The following is a 19,788-nucleotide window of genomic DNA, read 5'->3' as shown; positions in this document are numbered from 1 at the left end:
TCTACGCAGTTGACCGAACAGCTAACACTGGAAGGAATTATCTCATGCCATGCTTATTTCAAACATATGCCAATGGCCTATATCCCCCTCGGCAAAGGCATCCTCTAACCCGAAATACAGTCAAAATACTGCTTGGCAACAACCGTCCAAGTATATCGGCGCCGGGCTATTTCAAGCATTTCCTCTCCCACCTGATGAGCAACCCGATCAGAGAGCGTTTCTACAAGGCGCTGAAGTCCATTTCCATCCGAAAAAAATAGCGCCTTACCCTCTGTCGTACTGCGATTGAAATCACAATCAAATGCCAGAATCGACTTACCGAAGTGCATCGCTTCCACCAATGACGGATTTGTCCCTCCGGCAGAATGACCATGCACATACATAGCTGCCGACGACCGTAACGTCTTCAACTTGCCAATATCGTAAATCGGGTCCAGCAGAAACAAATTTGGACGCGATGCGAAGCGCCTACGCACCTCCCTGCCATACTCACTGTTATTCCAGTTACCAACCATCACCAACGGATGAGTTGGCAGTGTAGAGAATGCCTCCACGATGAGATGCACGTTGTTTTCAGGCTCGATGCGGCAAACTGAAAATGCATACCTCTCCGGCAACACATACTCATCCACATTAACCGCATCAACCGCTATCGCATGATCACCACCATACGCAATCACATGACTATCCACACCATAAGAAAGCAACACATATTCTGCAATGGCCGCATTATCCGCGACCACCTCATGCGAAAAACGCACCGCCATCCTCTCCGAGAAACGCAAAAACTGCTTCGCCAACCCCTGCCACTTCTCTCTACGCCACTCGATCCCATCAATGTTAGTGATGATGCGTGCGGAAGAGAAAAATCTAACCAAAGGCAACGCAATAGCCCCTGATACTCCAAGCAACAGAATCACATCACTTCGATTCCATACCGCCAATGCCAACGAAACGATGTCATAGGGAATACTCTGCGAGCCATTTGCATTGAGCGGAACATACTTGAGCTGCGCCGAAAGAAAAGTAGGCTCTCTGAATGGATAGCTTTTGCTGCTACAGTAAACAATGAGCGAATCCGGCAGCGAAACCGAAACATGGTATTTCACGAGATTCTCAGCCAGCGTCTCGAAGCCGCCGTAGTTGGCGGGGACACCGACAGTGCCGATGATGGAAATTAGCTTACTTTTCATCAGGAAAATCCCTATTGAATACAGCTCCAGACTCTCGGATTATTTGATAGGTCGTCTCCCAATCTTTACGCATCGGATAAACCCAAAGGGTTGCGATCATTCCATCACCTCCATTTTGTGAGGCGTATTGGCTAAAACCATGCATGGTGTTCTTGTCTAGATAAGTTGCGCCCAACACTCGAAAACCATCCGATCTCAATGCTCTCAACGAAGGGAAATCCGCTTGTTTATCCGCGTAATGCCAATCGCAAATAACAATATCTTTGGGCAGTCGGATTCGCAATTTCTTACCATAGCCCCCTGCCCCCCCATTCAGTGGACTACGCTCCATATCAGGAAACTCATCTGCTCCAAGCAGCATATCTCCCCACATCCAAGTCTCGACGCCCAGACTCCGCAAATGGGTGTAAATAACTAACACATCTTTTGTAAATAGCACTGCTGGCAACATCAATTTCCAACGACCTAACAAGGTTTTTGATTGATAGGCCCCATTCACCTCATCATGACCGATATGAATGGCAGATGGATGAAGCAACTCAACAAGCTCATCTAGAATTGGCAACACCTTCTTATACACTGCCGGATTGTTCGGATCATAAGTCTCATGATCGAACATAAGATCCGGAAAGTGTTCAGCAAAGAATAGTTTCTGATGCGAAAGTAATTTAACCTCAGGGATCACCTTGATACCAAGAGCGTTTGTGTATTTCGCCACATCACGCAACTCATCTTTGCTCCATGCCTTATCAATCACAGCGGGCAGTGAGTTAAGGGCCACCATCCCATTTATGGCGAGAATGATCGCGTTGAACTTAGCATCAGCAGCTTTCTTTATCAGTCGTTTAACTTCACTGGGCTGTAAGTATTGAAGCGGAATATGCAACACGCGCAACTTGAAAGATGGCGCAGCACCACTATTGTGCAAGGATACTTCTGCGGCAACGGCATATCTTGCACCTACCAATAGCATCAAAAACACACAAAAGCTAAACGCAGTCCTACTGAACATAATTTAGCTTGCGCATCGTTTCATTGAAAGCATTAACAATTAAAGGATGCAAAGTAAACGGCTTAACCTCACGTACTGGATGTAACGTTTTTATTCCATAGCCGAGAAATACTTTGTCCTTGGGTAGATTCAAGAACTCGCACAACTTACCAAGAGTCGATTCAGGCTCTCCGCTCAAATCCTCGAATCTCACCCCCATCACTGCGGAGGGATCACTCTCCATCAACGCCAGACCTTCGCGCATGGTCACGATCCACTCCACAGCTGCCATATCCGTTTGCTTAGTAAAACGCGCAATCTCAGCCTGATGCGGAGCCAAATCAGGATGCGCAGGAACTATCTGCTCGACCAACAACTTCCACTTGCGCTGATTCACACCCCACCAATCATGCACCTCACCATTTACCTGATCACCTAGGCGGCCCGACCAACTCTCAATTGAGTGACAAGTATCAAAACCATTGCGCATCAAAAATAGAAATTTAGCATCGGGGAAAAGTGCACGAACAAATGGCACCCTAAATATCAACTCTGGATATTTGTCCACCAAACGTCTACTGAAGGTAACTGCAAGATAAATACCATAAATCCGTTGAATCCACTTGAGCCTTATATCTGTAGCATCCGCCGCACCCAAACGATAGTGCGCAGCTTCTTGCGTATAGTTACCGATCAAATCTTCGCCCGAATAGATAGCGTGCCAAATCGCTTTGGGTTCGTTAAGGAACGCCACATCATGATGCATCGAAAGCACAATGCCCAATATCGTCGTACCGCTACGCCCAGTACCCAAAATAAATACTGGCTCGCGCACTTTCCTCAACACAGGAAGATGTTTTGCCAAACCAAACAAAGCAAACACCAAAGGGTTGATCCAGCGTCCCTTGGTGGTCAGCGGCCTTCCCTCAAACAAGGCATAACTCAACAGGCGACTATATAACTTGGTAGGTCGTGCCATAATATATGTCGAATCAATCTGTGCAACCATCACTATCCTTAGTGAGTTTTCGGTAACCGATTATTCGGGCTGGCGCACCAACCAAAATCGCCCCCGCTGGAACATCTTTTGTCACCACGGTATTAGCACCAATAATTGCCCAGTCACCAATAACTACAGGTTTAGCAATAACTGTATTCATCCCGATAAAAACATAATCCCCGATTACCACATCACCGGTATACATTCGAAACGGGCGGTTAGGCTCTGGGATAAATTGAGCATCAATAAAATGAGTTAATACCCTAACACCCGCAGTTATTCGGACAAATTTTCCAACTGATACTTTCTCCGGATGAATATCATCAAAGAAAACATCTTCACCTAGAAAAACGTGGGCTGGATCGGTAAATCTAACACCATGCCACATCTGTAATCGAACTCGCCATTTGGCAGACATAGGAAGATGTCTGCTCATAAGCTGAAATAACTTCCCCATCAAACGTCGTGTTGATCGTCGCCGCTGATTGCTGCCTTCGTTAGCATCATCTGTCATTTAGTATCCTCAATCACATTATTGCCAACTTCATTTTTTTTAGACAAATAACGTAATGTAAAGGCAAACCAGTTATCGTCTGGAGTGATAGTTTTAACCACTCGCCCGGGGACACCCACAACCACACTGCAATCTGGCACATCGTTAAGCACTACCGCCCCAGCACCAATAATCACATGATTGCCGACTGTCAAACATCCTCTCCCACGCACATTGCTGATAACGGCCGCACCGCCATTGATCGAGACGTAATCACCGATCACTACATTGGGCCCACCTATGGTGACACGCTGCAAAATTGAGCAATGGTGGCCTATGCGGGTATCAGGGTTCACCACCAAGCCACGTGGATGCCCCAACGACAATCCTGGCCCGGCGACCACCCTTGGGCCTATCCACACCCCCGTTATCAAATCGTTGAGCATGGTGCACAAATAAGCCAACGGTCGCGTAATACGCCAGTTAAAGAATAGTTGACTCAGTCGATAAATCATCACCGCCCGAAAATCAGGATAATATAAATACTTGAAAATCCCGCATTGAGGATGAGTGAGCCGAAAGACATTTATATCTTCACCCACCACTGCGAGCCATTCCTTTAATGCCATCTGCAATCCATTCTCATCGTTAATTTGGCGACAGAAATTTTAAAGCAACTCATGATAAATCGCGTTAATCTTCTCGTAGTGTGCTGCCTTGCTAAAATTTTGTTTAACAGAAGTCCAGCCTGCCAGCCCCATTTGCACTATACCTACAGAATTACAACGCATGGATTCCATTGCTGTGGCAAGCGCCTCATCTGAACCCGGCTCTACCAACATGCCTGTTTCATTGTCTCTAACCACCTCCGGCAAAGCCCCGATTCGCGATGCGATCACCGGCCTCCCCATGGCTTGCGCTTCCAATGCCGTAAGACCAAAGGTCTCATTCAACAAAGATGGATTAATGACGCACAGACAGTTTCGATATAGCTCAGTCAAGCCTAGTCCTTCTTGATGCCCCGTAAATACCACATCATTTTTCAGTCCCGCCTGCTCCACCTCGTGCTTGAATAGACCAGTGTCAATACCTTCACCAACCAAAACCAATTTAGGCCGAGGCTGCGCAAGGGATGCGTATGCACGAAGCAGAACCGGCACCCCCTTCTCCTTCACCATGCGTCCTACATACAGAAAATAATCGCCCACTACGCTTGGCGGCACAGCAATAGGTTGCGTAAAGTGGTGAACCACACTCAACTTTTCGGATGGCATCCCAAGACGAACCAATTGGTCGCGCTGATATTCACTGACTGCGATAAACCGATCTACTTTTGATTTATCGCCCATAGCTGTTGCAAGATAGCCTTCGATCGCAGACAGCGCAGAGCGCGGCACACTACCTCGGTTACACTGCTCGATCACCGCATGCCAATACGCATGTCCATGGCAACGATCACAGAATCGCCCTTGCGAATACAGCCCGTGCGTCGCACACACCGTTTTGTATTCATGTAAGGTTTGCACCACAGGAATGCCACGCTTGTGCAATGGCGACAAGACGCTGCTGGTCAGTTGCCCATAGTAGATATGCAGATGCGCTATGTCTGGTGCGAAACTGCTTAACCCAGCCTCTAATTTTCTTCTTGCCTCGATGGAATACAAAAAATGTACAAGATTTTGTATGCCCCCAGCTTCACTGGTATTCACACCATGCGGAAGGTCGCCGACCTTCCAACCGTTCAGAATATCCTGATCATGCTGACTGGCAAATGTCTTAGTTGCATGCCCGCGCTCAAGCAAGAGTCTTGTCAAATCAAAAAAATACTTATCTGACCCTCCTCTTACATAGTGAAAGTTATTTACCTGAAGGACAGATGGTCGCATCATCAATCTCCACATTGGGTACACTCGTCTGACCGGCGACCATTGCCCGCTCTAGCAACGGCAAAGTGTTTAATAATGCAATAAACATACTATTAAGTGTTGAATACAACACATGCCCCGCAGTTCCAGCAATGCCTAGCAGCAAGAGGTCAATAAACAATACAGACCTAGCAACTGATGAGTGGCGAGAGCCAATATACGCCTGAGCAAGATAAAACAACCAAAAAGCCCCTTGCAGTATCAAACCAACGAGGCCGTCAATCATGAATACATCAAAGTAATCGATTTCGACTAACTTCTCTCTACCATCATACAAGTTAGCCATCCCCTGTAAGTAAAGGGACCAGCCCCGTCCAAATAGTAAATCACCCAAACTGTAACTAGAGGTTATCAACTGAATGGCCATGCCAGCAAAATAATCCCGCCCAGTCAACACCGCAAACAAGAGCCCTTGCTGCGAATAGAAATAGAGGAATTTCTTAACAATGCCCATTTCTGCCGACACCAGCCACGACAACAAAGAAATAAGGGCGGTTAATACGAGCAGCACTATCATGAGTGGCTTTTTTCTGACCCTCAAATTAGGGAGCACCAAACCAGAGCACACCAAGGGTATAGCAGTCCACATAATGAGTATTCCTGCTATAACAGTCTTGGTCTGCAATAGTACCGCCAGCAATAATGAGACCACCCCCAAGAAAATATACTTGCCAATTTTCTTGCTCCGAGTCCAAGTCCAGAACATGGCCACTCCAGCAATCACAACAAAAGTTGAACCCACATCATTGCCAGCCTTAAAGAAACCGAGTCCACCAAAAGCGTCCTCTTCCTTACCTGCGAATTGTGCAACAGTTGAGTAGCCGACACCCATAACCCCCGCAACAATATTCGCGGCGATCACTACATAAGAAAACCAGAACAAGGAGTGTACGTAACTATTGAAACGCGTCCTACGCATCTCATGCTTTGCAATAATATTGATGTATGTTTTTAAGAAAATAAAAAAAATAAAGTGCAACATCAACCGCAATTGGAAATGCAAATCGAGAACGAGCCAAGAATTCTGACTGTAAAAGAAAGAATGGTAGGACACACATGCTAGAAGAATGAAAAAACCACCGGATAAAATCAACCAGCCATCACGTGAATGGCGAGCAAGCCAAATAAAAATCAAGCTCATAACGGAAATACGATATAACTGCGAGATACTTACCGCACTCGGCACCTCTCGAATCAGCCAACCATTCAGGGCATCGATGAGTAACGCCGGCATCATCAACCAAAGAATAATCCGAGCAATTTTCAGGCCGATGGAGTCAATGATCATTGAGTTATTTGAAATGCCAACGAACTGCTTGAGTGATCCGGAATATTCGTGGAAAAACATAGTTCAGGGACCGCTTAATCAAAAATAAGGTTACCGATGCTCGGTTTACCCACAACAAGAGTAATGGGTATTTAGTACACGCCAGCTCCTGCAATAACTCGTAGTCTTTAATCCTCACTTCCAGTCTTTTACTCAATGTAAGATCGGCGACTGGCGGCTTATTTACATCCAGCAAATGCTGCCGAGTCAACACAATCCATCTATACCAACGCCTATTTTTGCAATCATCTTTCTTTGTCGGAGATGAGGCTGAAAAGCCACCTATGCGATATTCAACCAATGGTTGATCAATAAAATATAGACCATCAGAAATCAAGGCCCTAAACCCAATTGCCTGATCCTCAATCATCAACTCAGGTTCTAGCTTACCAAATAGCTCAAACAGTTTCGTGGACCACCCATGAGATGCACCAATAATACCTTCCGGCAAGAACCCATCGCTTTTTAACGCTGGCTTTCTAATACCTAAATCGCGGCCAGATTCATCAATTTGCCGTACTGTGGTATGGATCGAAAGGGCTCCCCGCCCCATCTCCATCCACTTTCTAACTAGCACATCGGTCCTTTCAGCCTGCGAAATATCATCACCCGCCGCAATCACAACGAACTCCCCACTTGCTAAACTCATCACCTGATTGATATGCCCGCCAATACCTAGATTAGGTTTGTTGCAATTGAGCACTATCTGATGAGGGCCTTGGTATTGGCTTGCCATCTCCTGCATGATTTTAAATGTCTTATCTGGCGAACCATCGTCCGACAGAATAATTTGCAGCGGTGAATAGGTTTGCGCAAATGCACCTACAATTGCTTCGCGGATAAATTTCTCTTGCTGATAGGCGATTAAACCAAAAGTGACCAAAGGTTTTTCTTGTGCACTCAATTCAATAAGTCCTCAATTTATAAAGTGCTAATTACTTTGGCAGGAACGCCACCAGCAACTGCTCTAGCGGGGATGTCGCTAGCAACAACGGCACCAGCCGCAATGACAGCATCATCGCCGATAGTGACACCTTTCAACACCATAACTCGTGAGCCAATAAATACATTGCGTCCGATCTTAATCGGTTTACATTCGTGAGTACCTGCAACACGCCTAGCAGGGTGCAGGTCGTGGAAGTCCGAATCTGCCGCGCTAAATTCCGGCCCAATCAAAGTGTTTTCGCCAATGAAAATGGTCGTTCGCTCGGCAATAAGCACTGCATTGTTGTTGATCCTTACACCACTCTCTATCTCAATTACTGCTGAAGACTCACGTGCATCCATATGGATGTATCCACTCAAATAAAAGGGGGATGGCCAAAAACCAAGACTACATCTACCTAATTTAATTTTACCGTTTCCTGTCATCAGAATTGGCTGACGAACATTCGCGATGCTCTCGACAACAGTAACATCAGATAGCAGTATATATTTGATTATTCGTATTTTCTGAATAATCCTCATAGAAAGCCGCCCAACAAAACGAAGAAGGCGCTTAAATGTCGCAACCTTAAGATGCGGCATGACTCGCCCCCCCCATCTTGTGCATTTCCTTAATGCCAATGTATACCATCGCAAGCCAATGAATAAGATAAGTAAGCACATACGCCATCGGCACACCTTTCAAGCCATACATACCAACAAAAAGCCAGCTCAATATAACTAGGGAAATCGAGAAGAAAATTTCGGTAAATACAAAATATTTAACGAGCCCACGCCCAACCAATATGTAGCCTACGATCCACGATCCAATTTTGATCACATCACCCGTTAATTGCCACGGAAAAAGGTCGCGCATGGGTAAGAACTCTTGCGTGAATAAGCTCTGAATAATAAAGTCACGCAAGAAAAACATGCTCACTGCACCCACAATAACGAGGGGCAAGATAAATCGATAAACTTTAAAAATCTCAGCTTTAAGTTCGGTGGAGCTACGTATCTCTGCCAATCGCGGTAAGTAATATACGGAGAGTGTAGTTGTCACCAGCATAAGGTAAATCTCGCTGATTTTCCATGAGGCTTGCCAGTAGCCAGCAGCCTCCATCCCTAATTGGCTTACTAAATGATCACGAATAAACATAAAGGTGAGAGGCATAGCAATTGCAGAGGTGATACCCATTAGGCCGAAGCCCGATAGCTCGTGCAGCGCGGAGCGGTCCATTTTGCCCCAGAGAAATTGCGTTTTAAACCAATCACGCTTGGAAATCATCAAGGTCGTTGAAAGCAACACGACCGCTGGGTTTATGGTAAAAGCGACGAGCACACCATACAAGCCGAATTTATATGCAAGAATACCGGTGAGTGACATGACCAACAAGCTGCCGATGATATTGGCAGCAACATAGATGTGAACTTCTTTTTTTCCGTTGACAATAGCAAGTAGCAAAGTGTTCGCAGCCATCGCAGGCAATGATAAAGCAAGCCACACAAAGACACTCGACATCTCAGCACGGTGCAACAACCATTCAGATAGGTGGTTACCCAAAAGAAGCAGAACAAGACCAGCCACTAATGAAACCAACAGTGAAAAACGAATAGCGGTTTGCCAAATACGACGCTGTTTGGCTTCGTCATCAAAATTTTGCGCTGTGGATTTGGTGACCCCTGCCCCAAACAACCCCCCCGCCAAGCTAACAGCGATGGAAACCGCGTTCTGAAACTGACCAATAATAGCGTACCCCGCTGGCCCAACATAAACCGCCAAGATTTTGTTGAGTACCAGCGCACTTGCAACTTTGACAATGACGGAAATACCGTTGAGCAGGCTGGTTTTAACAAGGCTCATGAACAACTACGCGAGCTTGTTGCAGGCAGCAATGACTGCCGATGCACTAGCCTCATCCAAGTGCGGCCCAATCGGCAAGCTCAAGCAGTGGTTAGCAAATTGTTCAGCCAGCGGGAACTGACCATTAACGTAACCTGCATCTGCATATGCTTGTTGGAGATGTGGCGGAATAGGGTAGTGAATCAATGTCCCAATCCCTGCCTCACCCAATGCCTTTTGCAAAGCATCACGCTGTGGATGTTGAATGACAAATAAGTGCCATGCAGGCTCGGCCCATTGCGGCACGAAGGGAATGGTTAGCCCAAGACTGCTCAACTCTTTTTTGTAACGATTTGCAATTGCAGCGCGGCGCAAATTCCACTCATCCAACACCTTGAGCTTAACGCGCATGACTGCAGCTTGGATAGGGTCAAGACGGCTATTAAAGCCTCGGACATCGTTCACGTATTTAAAACGTGAACCATAGTTGCGTAGTACTCGAATACGCTCCGCCAACTCTGCATCATCTGTGGTGATTGCTCCGCCATCACCAAATGCGCCTAGATTCTTGCCAGGATAAAAACTCCACGCCACGATGTCGCCATGTGCTCCTAGACGCTTGCCTTTGTACTTCGCACCGTGCGCTTGCGCACCATCCTCCAACACTTTCAAGCCATGCTTGCGGGCAACAGCCAGAATGGCATCCATGTCGCAAGGCTGACCATACAGATGAACAGGCAAAACGACTTTGGTACGAGGTGTCAGAGCTGCCTCAATGCATGCAGGGTCTATGTTGTAAGTAGCGGCATCTGGCTCAACTGGAATAGGAGTTGCGCCACACTGGCTCACTGCCAGCCATGTGGCAATGTAGGTGTTGCTGGGTACAATGACTTCATCACCGACACCAACACCAAGAGCTAATAAAGCAAGGTGCAGGGCATCTAGACCGTTGGCAACGCTTACGCAATATTTAGATTCGCAGTAGTTAGCGTACTCATGCTCGAATGCTTCAACCTCACCACCCAAGACATACCAGCCCGAATTAAGAACTCGCTTGATAGCGGCATCTAATTCAGGCTGAAGTTCGGTGTAGGTTGCTTTTAAATCTAGGAATGAGATTGTCATTTTGCCAAGCTCTTCTCTTTCACGATATTGATAAAGTCTACGTAATTGCGAATGTAGTCTTTAGCATCATAGTGATGTGATGCAAAAACCAAGAGAACGGCATCATCAGTGTATTTGTATTGAACGCCCCACGTCATCGGTGGCAGATATATACCCTTATCTGAAGAGTCCAAAGTAATCTCAGTCCTATTATTACCATCATCGGCTAATACGCTGCAGCTTCCTCGAACACAAATCAGGAACTGATGGCAAGCGAAATGCGCGTGCTCTCCGCGGGTTTCCTTACTGGGCACGTCGAACACCATGAAGTAACGCTTCGGAGCGAAGGGAATGTGCTTCTCAAACTCCCCAACAGTTAAACTACCACGCAAATCTGGAATAAGCGGGAGCCTATGTACGGTTACTCCATTTACCGAAGTCTCGTCAGCGTAAGGCGGTTTACGCATGGCGCATGGCGTTTGCAGTGTTTCAGATATGCTATCCTTGGTATTGCTGTATCCAATAATTCGCGCCGGATTACCAACAACAATGGCATTGGGTGGTACTGATCTGGTCACCACGGCCCCAGCCCCCACCAACGCACCTTCCGCCACAATGACCCCTGGCAATATGGTTGCATTAGCACCAATTGATGCGCCTGCCTTAATCACCGTTTTTAAAAATTGATCTGGATAGACTTTAGAGCGTGGCATCAAGTCATTAGTGAAGGTTGCATTCGGCCCTATGAAAACATTGTCCTCAATGCGCACACCATCCCATAGTTGCACACCACTTTTGATCGTTACGTTGTCGCCAATAATCACATCATTTTCAATAAGAACATTTGCACAGATGTTACAGTTCCCACCAATGCGAGCACCTACAAAAACTACGCAAAATTGCCAGATTCGCGTCCCATCACCTATATTAGGCGACTTAACGTCTGCCTGCGTATGTATGAAATTATTCACCATAATGACTCTACAAAGAACCTTTGAAATTTAGACAATCTCGGAATACCCCTCTTAAGCTGAGTTACCAAAAAGCACACAAAGGAAGAGTGCGCTTCTCAGAGGAGAGCGAACTCCAACTAAGCCTCCTAACCATAAGGCTCACATGCCTTCCTATTTACTGATCGAACACCGTCACTTATAACAGCCAGAAGAACAGCAATAAAGCATCCCAGCAGTGAAGCCAACAGCACAATTAAAGCTCGCTTAGGTTTCACTTTCTGATCTGGCGTTGAGGATGCATCCAGCACTTTAAAGGCAAACTCACCATCAGCACTTGCTAGCATAGCCTTTTTTTGTTCCTTTGAAATCAGCTCAAAAAGCGATTGCCTCACTTCCTGAACTTGTGTTTTCCCCAGAGCTTCGTTCAAATATTGTAAGTTGCGTTGGCTACTTTGAACCGCACGCTGACGCAGATACTCATTCAATTGAACAATTAGAGTATTTGCTAATTTCGATGCCACCTCTGGATTTCCCCACTCGACAGAGACAGTAATCAAATCATCTTTCTTACCCCTATCAACCCCCAACACCCCATCCTTTGTAAGTAAGCGAAATGCGTCCCATAAGCTTGGCTGCTCCCTTGAATTTGTATTTTTCCACCCCTTTCGCACCGAATCCCACTCATCCACATACAAAATTGGCATCAATTCGTTATCTTGAATGAATTTCCACAAGAACGTCCTCGAGTTCAATACCGCGAGATTCTCCTCTACTGAGGATGAATTGCCGATGGATATTCCTGCCAATGATGCCAACCCACCAAATTGCGAAAGCGCAGACGAGGCGGCACTCTTCCCCGAATCAGCATCTGAAGCCGGCGCAATCAGAATCTCAGCTCGATAGATATTAGGCATCATTAACGAAATACCTGCAGCCAGAATCCCAGACATGAGAGTCGCACCAATAATCATCACTCGCCGCCTCCAGATTACAGCCCAAAGGGCGAGCAAATCAATCTCGTCGTCCCCGTCAGCCACAACGCTCACTCTAGACTCTCTCAGAGTAGTTTCAATATTTCGAGTCACTAGAGTACTCCCATAATCCTTAATGTAGCTATACTGACACCACTCTGCATCAGCACTTTAGACCATGCGATAGCACCATCCAGTACATTGACACGATTAATATCCTGCGGCACTACGATGGCATCACCGGGCTTAATTGGTGCTCCCTTGACCTTTTTCCCAGCAACAACCACTCCGCTAGCGCGAACTAAGAATATGGTGTCTTCTTTGGCAGCCTCGGTAACTCCTCCCGCCATCTCAATATAATCATCACGCTTAAGCTTGGTATCAAACGAAAGTGCAGCAGGGTTATAAACCTGCCCCATGACGATGACTTCAGCAGGAGTTTCTGGGATTTGTATTTTGTCACCATCATGCAGCACAACATCAGCACCACCCGCAATTTGCGTCATCCCTTCGGGAAACTCAATCAGCAGTCTTCCCACAGGCTCAGAGGACTCAAGTTCAGCCAAGAATCTACTTGTTTGATCGATTGTTTCTTTCTTTGCCTTAATCAAATCAGCGTCATTAAGCTTAGCGAGATCAGCTCCCAGTTGATTGAGCTGCCTACGGATCTGCCCAGCTAGGCGCTTATTATCTTCAGCCTGTTGCTTGCGAACAGACTCTCGCGTCAAGACCATCGCTGGCAAATAGGCATCCGAACTCAAGCCACCGGCACGCGCAATAAGCGATGATAAGCGATCCCCCTTAGCTACTGTATAGACACCAGGGAACCGCACTTCTCCACTTAGCGTGACCTTTTGCGACTCACCCCAGTTGGCAATCGTGCGCACCAACACCTCGTCATAGACTCGCAATGAAACATCAGCCTCAGCAACGCCCATCAGAAGCTTCTCTAAATCATGCTCATCACGAGATGTCTCGCGAATTTCGCCATCCACCACAGTATGATGAGTAACTTCAACTCGCTTCAGGTAACTCTCCGGCAGCAGACTGTCTTTAGATGCAATCAAATCCCGTAACATCATCCCCGGTTTAAAACCGTAGCGCCCGGGGCGCTTGACCGCTCCCGTAAGATCGACATAAGGCCCCGGATCCTCTGCATTCGCATGCAACAGAACTAGATCACCCGCCTGAATGGGTACGGCTTTGCCATTCAACCCCATATCTAGGTTGATTTTTTGACGACTACCGCCATTTTCTAACCGATCAATTTCGAACCGAGCTTTGTCGGCGGTATGCAAGGGGCGTCCCGCCAATTCAAGCAACTCGCGCAGACCTCGCTCGCGGCTCAACTCATAAATCCCCGGACGAGTCACCTCACCGGCAACAGCAACCACGTCACCAATGGGCGGAACAAACACCACATCGCCGGGCAACAATTGGCGGTCATTATGACCATCCCCCTTAAGCAAAAAATCGTACATGTCGATTTCGCCAACTTTTTTGCCGCCTCGTTTTAATTGCACATGTCGCAAGCTGCCGCGCTTGCTCGGACCACCCGAGGCGAACAGAGCGTAGGACAAGGTGGCCAAACTACTCACCTGATAGGCACCTGGATTTCGCACATCACCCAAGACAAAAACGCGCATTGAGCGCAAATGCCCCATAGTGATAGAGGCGGTCACTCCCGTCAGTTTTTTGCTAATCTGCTCCGCCAAGGTGGCTCGGGCGCTGTTATAGGAAATTCCGGTCAAGCCGATCTCCCCGAGATCAGGAACATTGACCATGCCATTGCGATCCACCGTCAAGGACAGCGAGTCATTGCGACTGCCGTAATACTGCACCCGCAGCTCATCGCCCGGCCCCAGCACATACTCGGGAGGAATCGGCACATCGGTCATGGGTGATAAGGTAGCCGCTGGATTCAAAAAGAGTTGATAACCATATTGCTTGAGTCGATCAGCAGACTCACCACCACTCCACAAGCCATTATTTTCAGGATTGAAGCCACCTTGGTTCATGCTTCCTTGGTTCATGCTTCCTTGGTTCATGCTTCCTTGGTTCATGCTTCCTTGGTTCATGCTTCCTTGGTTCATGCTTCCTTGGTTCATGCTTCCTTGGTTCATGCTTCCTTGGTTCATGCTTCCTTGGTTCATGCTTCCTTGGTTCATGCTTCCTTGGCCCACTCCTGAACCCCACACAGCTCCAGATAGTTGACCAACCGAAGTACGCATTCCAGACGTCATTAGACGATGATTGAATGACTTCTCAATCGCGCTGTTCTCTTCAGGCTGCGGCGGCAAAATAGTGGGCTGCGGCATCGGCTCATCAGAGTTACCCGTCGAAGTGGTTTGTTGCTGCCCCATTTTCGCAAACATACCGGCTTGACCTTTTTGCCCCAGCATAGCCGCCAAACCTGCCGAATCCTGTGCGAACGCTCCAGTCCCGATAGCCAATGCCATCAAGACAGCCGCACTCATTTTAATCAACTTATTAGTCATCACTTCTATCTCATTCCTTAGTCAACACACAAACAACCGACCAAATTCAACTTCTTCCCATGACACCGGAGCTAAGCACATACAGCTCACAGCAACGAGGCACCTATAATTTTTGCCCATTTTACCATAGCAACTCTCACGCTCCGATGCATCGACTCAGAAGACATCTACAAGTCTACAAGCGCTCCGCTACGAATTGCGCACGCATCCATTCGCTCATTTGTAATAGCCCATCGTTAAAATCAACCTGAGCCGCCCAACCCAGCTCCTCAGCGATACGCGAACAGTCCAAGTACAACTCAGGAACATCAAAATTACGGCCGGGTAGATACTTCACTTTCGCAATTTTCCCTGTAACCTCTTGCAATGCCGACAGCAGTTGATTGATGCTCAATCCGACACCACTACCGACGTTGTAAACACCGATCTTTTCGGAGTCGATCACAGCCACACAGGCTCGTGCGAAGTCAGATGCATGGATATAGTCACGCACAACCGAACCGTCCCCCCAGACCGTAATTTCCTCATTTCTCAGAATTCTGTTCATAAAGACCGTGACGGCACCTTGCTTGCCACGCGGATCTTGTCTAGCACCATATGGATTAGAAAGTCGCAATATGCTGTACTTTAGGCCATATAACACATAGAACAAGTGCAGGTAATGCTCAATCGTTAACTTTGTCACGCCATAAGAGCATAGAGGAAGCGTCGGGTGGTTTTCAGGGATCGGCTGCCGCTCAGGGATGCCGTAAACGGTTCCACCCGAGGATACAAACACAACCTTCTTAACTGCATATTTAACACACATCTCAAACAGGGCAATGGATTCCACGACATTCGACTGAACGTCAAAAATCGGATCCTCATTCGAGGTCTGAGGAACGGTGCTCGACACCAAGTGCACGACCACATCAACCCCCGCCTTGAGAATCTTCTCTAGCTCTCCTCGATTGCCGAAATCCGCTTGATAGAACTCAACTTCGTCGCGCAACGGTCTAAATCGCTCAGGATAGCGATCAAGCGACAAAACATGGTGCCCTGCTAAACATAACTCATCTACGACATAAGAGCCGAGAAAACCACTTCCTCCCAATACCAAAACTCTCTGCATATTAACTCCTCGCGCGCGCCAAGCTACTCAAGCAGCATTAGCGATACACATCGCCAACTCCACCTCCCATGCCGAGCTTTGCACGGCGAAGGTGTTTTGCAGCTTTTGATTCGACATCCTTGAGTTAGCCGGGCGGGGCGCGGGTAGCGGATATTGGTCGGTCGCGATCGGAGTCATCGTTACCTGCCGCTCGGGGAGGCCTTGCCGGACTACTTCAGCGGCGAAGCCGTGCCACGAAGTTTCACCGGCTGCAGTGAGGTGGTAAGTACCCGATCGGCTTGCCGCCAGCTCTGTGGAGATCATGGGCGAATGAAGCTGCGCCAAAATCTGCGCGGTGACTTCGGCGATGCCGCGACTCCAGGTCGGGGCACCGAACTGGTCGGCGACGATCTTGAGTTCGTCTCGCTCGTTGCCAAGCCGCAGCATGGTGAGCATGAAGTTGTGGCCGCGTGCGCCATACACCCAACTGGTGCGTAGAATGAGGTGTTTGCAGCCCACCGCACGGATGGCTTGCTCGCCAGCGAGCTTGGTCTGGCCATAGACGCTCTGTGGGTTGGGCTGATCGTCTTCGACGTAAGCTGTGGGCTTGCTTCCATCGAAGATGTAGTCGGTGGAGTAATGCACCAGCCAGGCATCCAATCGTTTGGCCTCTTCCGCGAAGACACCGGGGGCGATGCCATTGACCTGCATCGCTAGTTCCGGTTCGGCTTCAGCCTTGTCCACGGCGGTATAGGCGGCAGGGTTGACGATGATGGCGGGCTTGAGTTCGCGCACAAAGCTGCGCACCGCGTCGGTGTCGGTGATATTCAATTCGGACATATCGACCGCCACGACGTCACCTAAGGGGGCGAGCGTGCGTACCAGTTCCCAGCCAACTTGGCCTTTGGCACCGGTGACGAGTATCTTTCTCATGCGAACACCTCAGCATCCTTCAATAGTTTGGCGGCTTGGTCTTTGGCTGACAGCAAGGGGGGCGCGCCGTGGAGTTGCCAGTCGATGTTGAGCGCGGGGTCGTTCCATAGAATGGAGCGTTCGTATGCCGGCGCCCAGTAGTCGGTGGTCTTGTAGAGAAATTCGGCGGTGGCGCTGAGTACGACGAAGCCATGAGCAAAGCCCGGCGGTATCCACAGCATGCGCTTGTTCTCGGCCGAGAGGCGGAGGGCGACGGATTGACCAAAGGTGGCTGAGTTCTTGCGTATATCGACGGCAACATCAAGCACTTCACCTGCAATCACGCGCACCAGTTTGCCTTGTGGCTGTTGAATCTGGTAATGCAGTCCACGCAGTACGTGCTGGGCAGATTTGGAGTGGTTGTCTTGTACGAACGGGGTGGTGATGCCGGTCAGTTCGGCAAAGCGCTGTTGGTTGAAGCTCTCAAAGAAGAATCCACGCGCATCACCAAACACGGTCGGCTCGACGATCAGTAGGTCGGGAATGGCGGTGGCGACGATCTTCATGGGAAGTAGTCCTCTCGCAGAATGCGCTTGAGGTATTGGCCGTAGCCATTTTTAGCTAGCGGTACGATCAGCTTCTTGAGCTGTTCGGCATTGATGTAGCCCCGGGTGTAAGCGATCTCTTCGGGGCAGGCGATCTTGAGCCCTTGGCGCTTTTCCAAGGTCTCGATGAATAGGGAGGCTTCCAGCAGCGACTCGTGGGTGCCGGTATCCAGCCAAGCGTAGCCACGTCCCATCACTTGTACGTCGAGTTTGCCGCGTTCAAGGTAGATCTGGTTGACGGTGGTGATTTCCAACTCTCCGCGCGCGGAGGGTTTGATCGATTTGGCGATCTCGACGATGTCGTTGTCGTAAAAGTACAGGCCAGTGACGGCATAACTGGATTTGGGCTTGAGCGGCTTTTCTTCTAAGCTGATCGCTCGGCCTTGTGGGTCGAATTCGACCACGCCGTAACGTTCGGGGTCATGCACGTGGTAGGCGAAGACGGTGCCACCGTCAACGCCGCTGGCGGCCGCTTGTAGCTTCTTCTCAAAGCCATGGCCGTAGAAGATGTTGTCACCCAAGACGAGGGCACAGCTGTCATTGCCGATGAATTCTTCGCCGATGATGAAGGCTTGCGCTAAGCCATCCGGTGAGGGTTGTACGGCATAGCTAAGATTCAATCCCCATTGAGCGCCGTCGCCCAGCAGCTGCTGGAAGCGTGGGGTGTCTTGGGGAGTGGAGATGATGAGGATGTCCCGAATTCCCGCCAGCATGAGCGTTGACAGCGGGTAGTAGATCATCGGCTTGTCATACACGGGTAGCAGTTGCTTGGAGACGGCTTGGGTCACGGGATACAAGCGTGTGCCGGAACCGCCGGCTAGGATGATGCCTTTCATGCCTCACTCCTCTGAGAATAGTTCTGACTGATCCAGTTCTGGTAATCGCCGCTCAACACACCATTCACCCAGTCAGTATTAGAGAGATACCATTCGACGGTCTTGCGCAGGCCGGTCTCGAAGGTCTCTTGCGGCTTCCAACCCAGGTCGCGCTCAATCTTGCTGGCGTCGATGGCGTAGCGTTTGTCGTGACCAGGGCGGTCTTGTACGTAGGTCTTGAGGCGGGCATGCGGTGCGCCTTGGGGATGCAGCTCATCCAGGATGGCACAGATCGTGTCCACCACTTCTAGGTTGGTCTTTTCGTTCCAACCGCCGATGTTGTAGGTCTCGCCAAGTTTCCCGCGTTCGAGCACAAGGCGTAGGGCGCGGGCGTGATCGTCCACATAGAGCCAGTCGCGGATGTTGTCGCCTTTGCCATAGATCGGCAGCGGTTTGCCAGAGACGGCATTGAGGATCATCAGCGGGATGAGCTTTTCAGGGAAGTGGTAAGGGCCGTAGTTGTTGGAGCAGTTGGTGGTGACGACGGGGAGGCCATAGGTGTGATGCCAAGCACGAACCAAGTGATCCGAGGAGGCTTTGCTGGCGGAATAGGGTGAGTTGGGTTCGTAGGCGGTGTCTTCGGTGAAGAAGCCCTCGTCGCCCAAGCTGCCATAGACTTCGTCGGTGGAGATATGGTGGAATCGAAAGGCGGCTTTGCGCAGGCCATCCAGTCCATTCCAATAACTGCGTGCGGCTTCCAGCAGGGTGTAGGTGCCGACGATGTTGGTCTCGATGAAATCGGCTGGACCCGTGATGGAGCGATCCACGTGCGATTCGGCGGCCAGGTGCATGATGGCATCCGGCTGGTGCTCGCGGAATACCCGCGCCACTTCAGCCGCATCACAAATATCCACTTGCTCGAAACAGTAACGTGGGCTGTCCGACACCGATGCCAGCGAGGTCAGGTTGCCAGCATAGGTCAACTTGTCGAGGTTGATCACCGTGTGATCGGTCTCACCAATCAGTTGCCGCACTACCGCTGATCCAATAAAACCCGCGCCGCCAGTTACGATTATTTTTTTCATCAGTTTTCCAGTTAGTTCTATGAAACGGGCCTACTGCTGCACCATCACACCCGCCAAAA

Annotated in this window: 19 protein-coding genes; all 19 read right to left on the bottom strand. The window is 48.9% G+C overall.

What is annotated here, in order from left to right; all coding sequences use genetic code 11:
• Positions 1-104: 104 nt before the first annotated feature.
• The 19 genes from OYT1_RS03370 to rfbB all read right to left on the bottom strand — a co-directional run bounded on the left by OYT1_RS03370 (position 105) and on the right by rfbB (position 19,729).
• Entirely contained in the window at positions 105-1,193 is a 1,089-nt protein-coding gene (locus tag OYT1_RS03370; RefSeq protein WP_062625336.1) for a DUF1972 domain-containing protein, read from the bottom strand.
• Complete coding sequence (locus tag OYT1_RS03365; RefSeq protein WP_172588504.1) at positions 1,183-2,166, bottom strand: family 20 glycosylhydrolase; 984 nt, start codon at positions 2,164-2,166, stop codon at positions 1,183-1,185. The genes OYT1_RS03370 and OYT1_RS03365 overlap by 11 nt, the downstream gene beginning before the upstream one ends.
• Before the next feature lie 28 nt (positions 2,167-2,194).
• Entirely contained in the window at positions 2,195-3,193 is a 999-nt protein-coding gene (locus OYT1_RS03360) for a sulfotransferase family protein (protein ID WP_084611868.1), read from the bottom strand.
• A complete protein-coding gene (locus OYT1_RS03355; protein ID WP_084611869.1) occupies positions 3,177-3,698 on the bottom strand; it encodes an acyltransferase in 522 nt (173 codons plus the stop codon). The genes OYT1_RS03360 and OYT1_RS03355 overlap by 17 nt, the downstream gene beginning before the upstream one ends.
• Positions 3,695-4,306 (bottom strand): serine O-acetyltransferase, encoded by a 612-nt coding sequence (locus OYT1_RS13965; protein ID WP_062625339.1) that lies wholly within the window; start codon positions 4,304-4,306, stop codon positions 3,695-3,697. Before OYT1_RS13965 ends, OYT1_RS03355 begins: the two co-directional genes overlap by 4 nt.
• Positions 4,307-4,345: 39 nt before the next feature.
• The gene (locus OYT1_RS03345) at positions 4,346-5,566 is read right to left on the bottom strand and encodes a glycosyltransferase family 4 protein (RefSeq protein ID WP_172588503.1); all 1,221 of its coding nucleotides are present in this window, start codon (positions 5,564-5,566) and stop codon (positions 4,346-4,348) included.
• Positions 5,535-6,890: an O-antigen ligase family protein gene (locus OYT1_RS03340; protein ID WP_062625341.1), complete on the bottom strand. Its 1,356-nt coding sequence runs from the start codon at positions 6,888-6,890 to the stop codon at positions 5,535-5,537. The genes OYT1_RS03345 and OYT1_RS03340 overlap by 32 nt, the downstream gene beginning before the upstream one ends.
• A 4-nt stretch (positions 6,891-6,894) precedes the next feature.
• Positions 6,895-7,833: a glycosyltransferase gene (locus tag OYT1_RS03335; RefSeq protein WP_172588502.1), complete on the bottom strand. Its 939-nt coding sequence runs from the start codon at positions 7,831-7,833 to the stop codon at positions 6,895-6,897.
• A 17-nt stretch (positions 7,834-7,850) separates the two neighbouring features.
• The gene (locus tag OYT1_RS03330) at positions 7,851-8,456 is read right to left on the bottom strand and encodes an acyltransferase (protein WP_062625343.1); all 606 of its coding nucleotides are present in this window, start codon (positions 8,454-8,456) and stop codon (positions 7,851-7,853) included.
• Positions 8,443-9,717, bottom strand: a complete 1,275-nt coding sequence (locus OYT1_RS03325; RefSeq protein WP_062625344.1) for an O-antigen translocase — start codon at positions 9,715-9,717, stop codon at positions 8,443-8,445. Before OYT1_RS03325 ends, OYT1_RS03330 begins: the two co-directional genes overlap by 14 nt.
• Positions 9,718-9,723: 6 nt before the next feature.
• Positions 9,724-10,821 (bottom strand): DegT/DnrJ/EryC1/StrS family aminotransferase, encoded by a 1,098-nt coding sequence (locus OYT1_RS03320; RefSeq protein WP_062625345.1) that lies wholly within the window; start codon positions 10,819-10,821, stop codon positions 9,724-9,726.
• Positions 10,818-11,774, bottom strand: a complete 957-nt coding sequence (locus tag OYT1_RS13960; protein WP_062625346.1) for a WxcM-like domain-containing protein — start codon at positions 11,772-11,774, stop codon at positions 10,818-10,820. Before OYT1_RS13960 ends, OYT1_RS03320 begins: the two co-directional genes overlap by 4 nt.
• A 125-nt stretch (positions 11,775-11,899) precedes the next feature.
• Positions 11,900-12,724: a GNVR domain-containing protein gene (locus OYT1_RS03310; RefSeq protein ID WP_232013244.1), complete on the bottom strand. Its 825-nt coding sequence runs from the start codon at positions 12,722-12,724 to the stop codon at positions 11,900-11,902.
• Positions 12,725-12,837: 113 nt separating this feature from the next.
• Complete coding sequence (locus OYT1_RS03305; RefSeq protein ID WP_119283462.1) at positions 12,838-15,222, bottom strand: SLBB domain-containing protein; 2,385 nt, start codon at positions 15,220-15,222, stop codon at positions 12,838-12,840.
• Positions 15,223-15,397: 175 nt separating this feature from the next.
• Positions 15,398-16,333 carry an NAD-dependent epimerase/dehydratase family protein gene (locus OYT1_RS03300; RefSeq protein ID WP_062625349.1) on the bottom strand — a complete coding sequence of 312 codons (936 nt, stop codon included), beginning with the start codon at positions 16,331-16,333 and terminating at the stop codon, positions 15,398-15,400.
• A 27-nt stretch (positions 16,334-16,360) separates the two neighbouring features.
• The gene (gene rfbD, locus OYT1_RS03295) at positions 16,361-17,245 is read right to left on the bottom strand and encodes a dTDP-4-dehydrorhamnose reductase (protein WP_062625350.1); all 885 of its coding nucleotides are present in this window, start codon (positions 17,243-17,245) and stop codon (positions 16,361-16,363) included.
• The gene (gene rfbC, locus OYT1_RS03290; RefSeq protein WP_062625351.1) at positions 17,242-17,790 is read right to left on the bottom strand and encodes a dTDP-4-dehydrorhamnose 3,5-epimerase; all 549 of its coding nucleotides are present in this window, start codon (positions 17,788-17,790) and stop codon (positions 17,242-17,244) included. The genes rfbD and rfbC overlap by 4 nt, the downstream gene beginning before the upstream one ends.
• The gene (gene rfbA, locus OYT1_RS03285) at positions 17,787-18,665 is read right to left on the bottom strand and encodes a glucose-1-phosphate thymidylyltransferase RfbA (RefSeq protein WP_062625352.1); all 879 of its coding nucleotides are present in this window, start codon (positions 18,663-18,665) and stop codon (positions 17,787-17,789) included. Before rfbA ends, rfbC begins: the two co-directional genes overlap by 4 nt.
• On the bottom strand, positions 18,662-19,729 hold the full coding sequence (gene rfbB / locus OYT1_RS03280) for a dTDP-glucose 4,6-dehydratase (protein WP_062625353.1): 1,068 nt from the start codon (positions 19,727-19,729) through the stop codon (positions 18,662-18,664). Before rfbB ends, rfbA begins: the two co-directional genes overlap by 4 nt.
• Positions 19,730-19,788: the final 59 nt, after the last annotated feature.

It is taken from the genome of Ferriphaselus amnicola, from assembly GCF_000974685.2.
Taxonomy (GTDB): Bacteria; Pseudomonadota; Gammaproteobacteria; order Burkholderiales; family Gallionellaceae; genus Ferriphaselus; species Ferriphaselus amnicola.
Note: the sequence above shows the minus strand (reverse complement) of the source record. Positions and strands in the feature narration are given on the sequence as shown.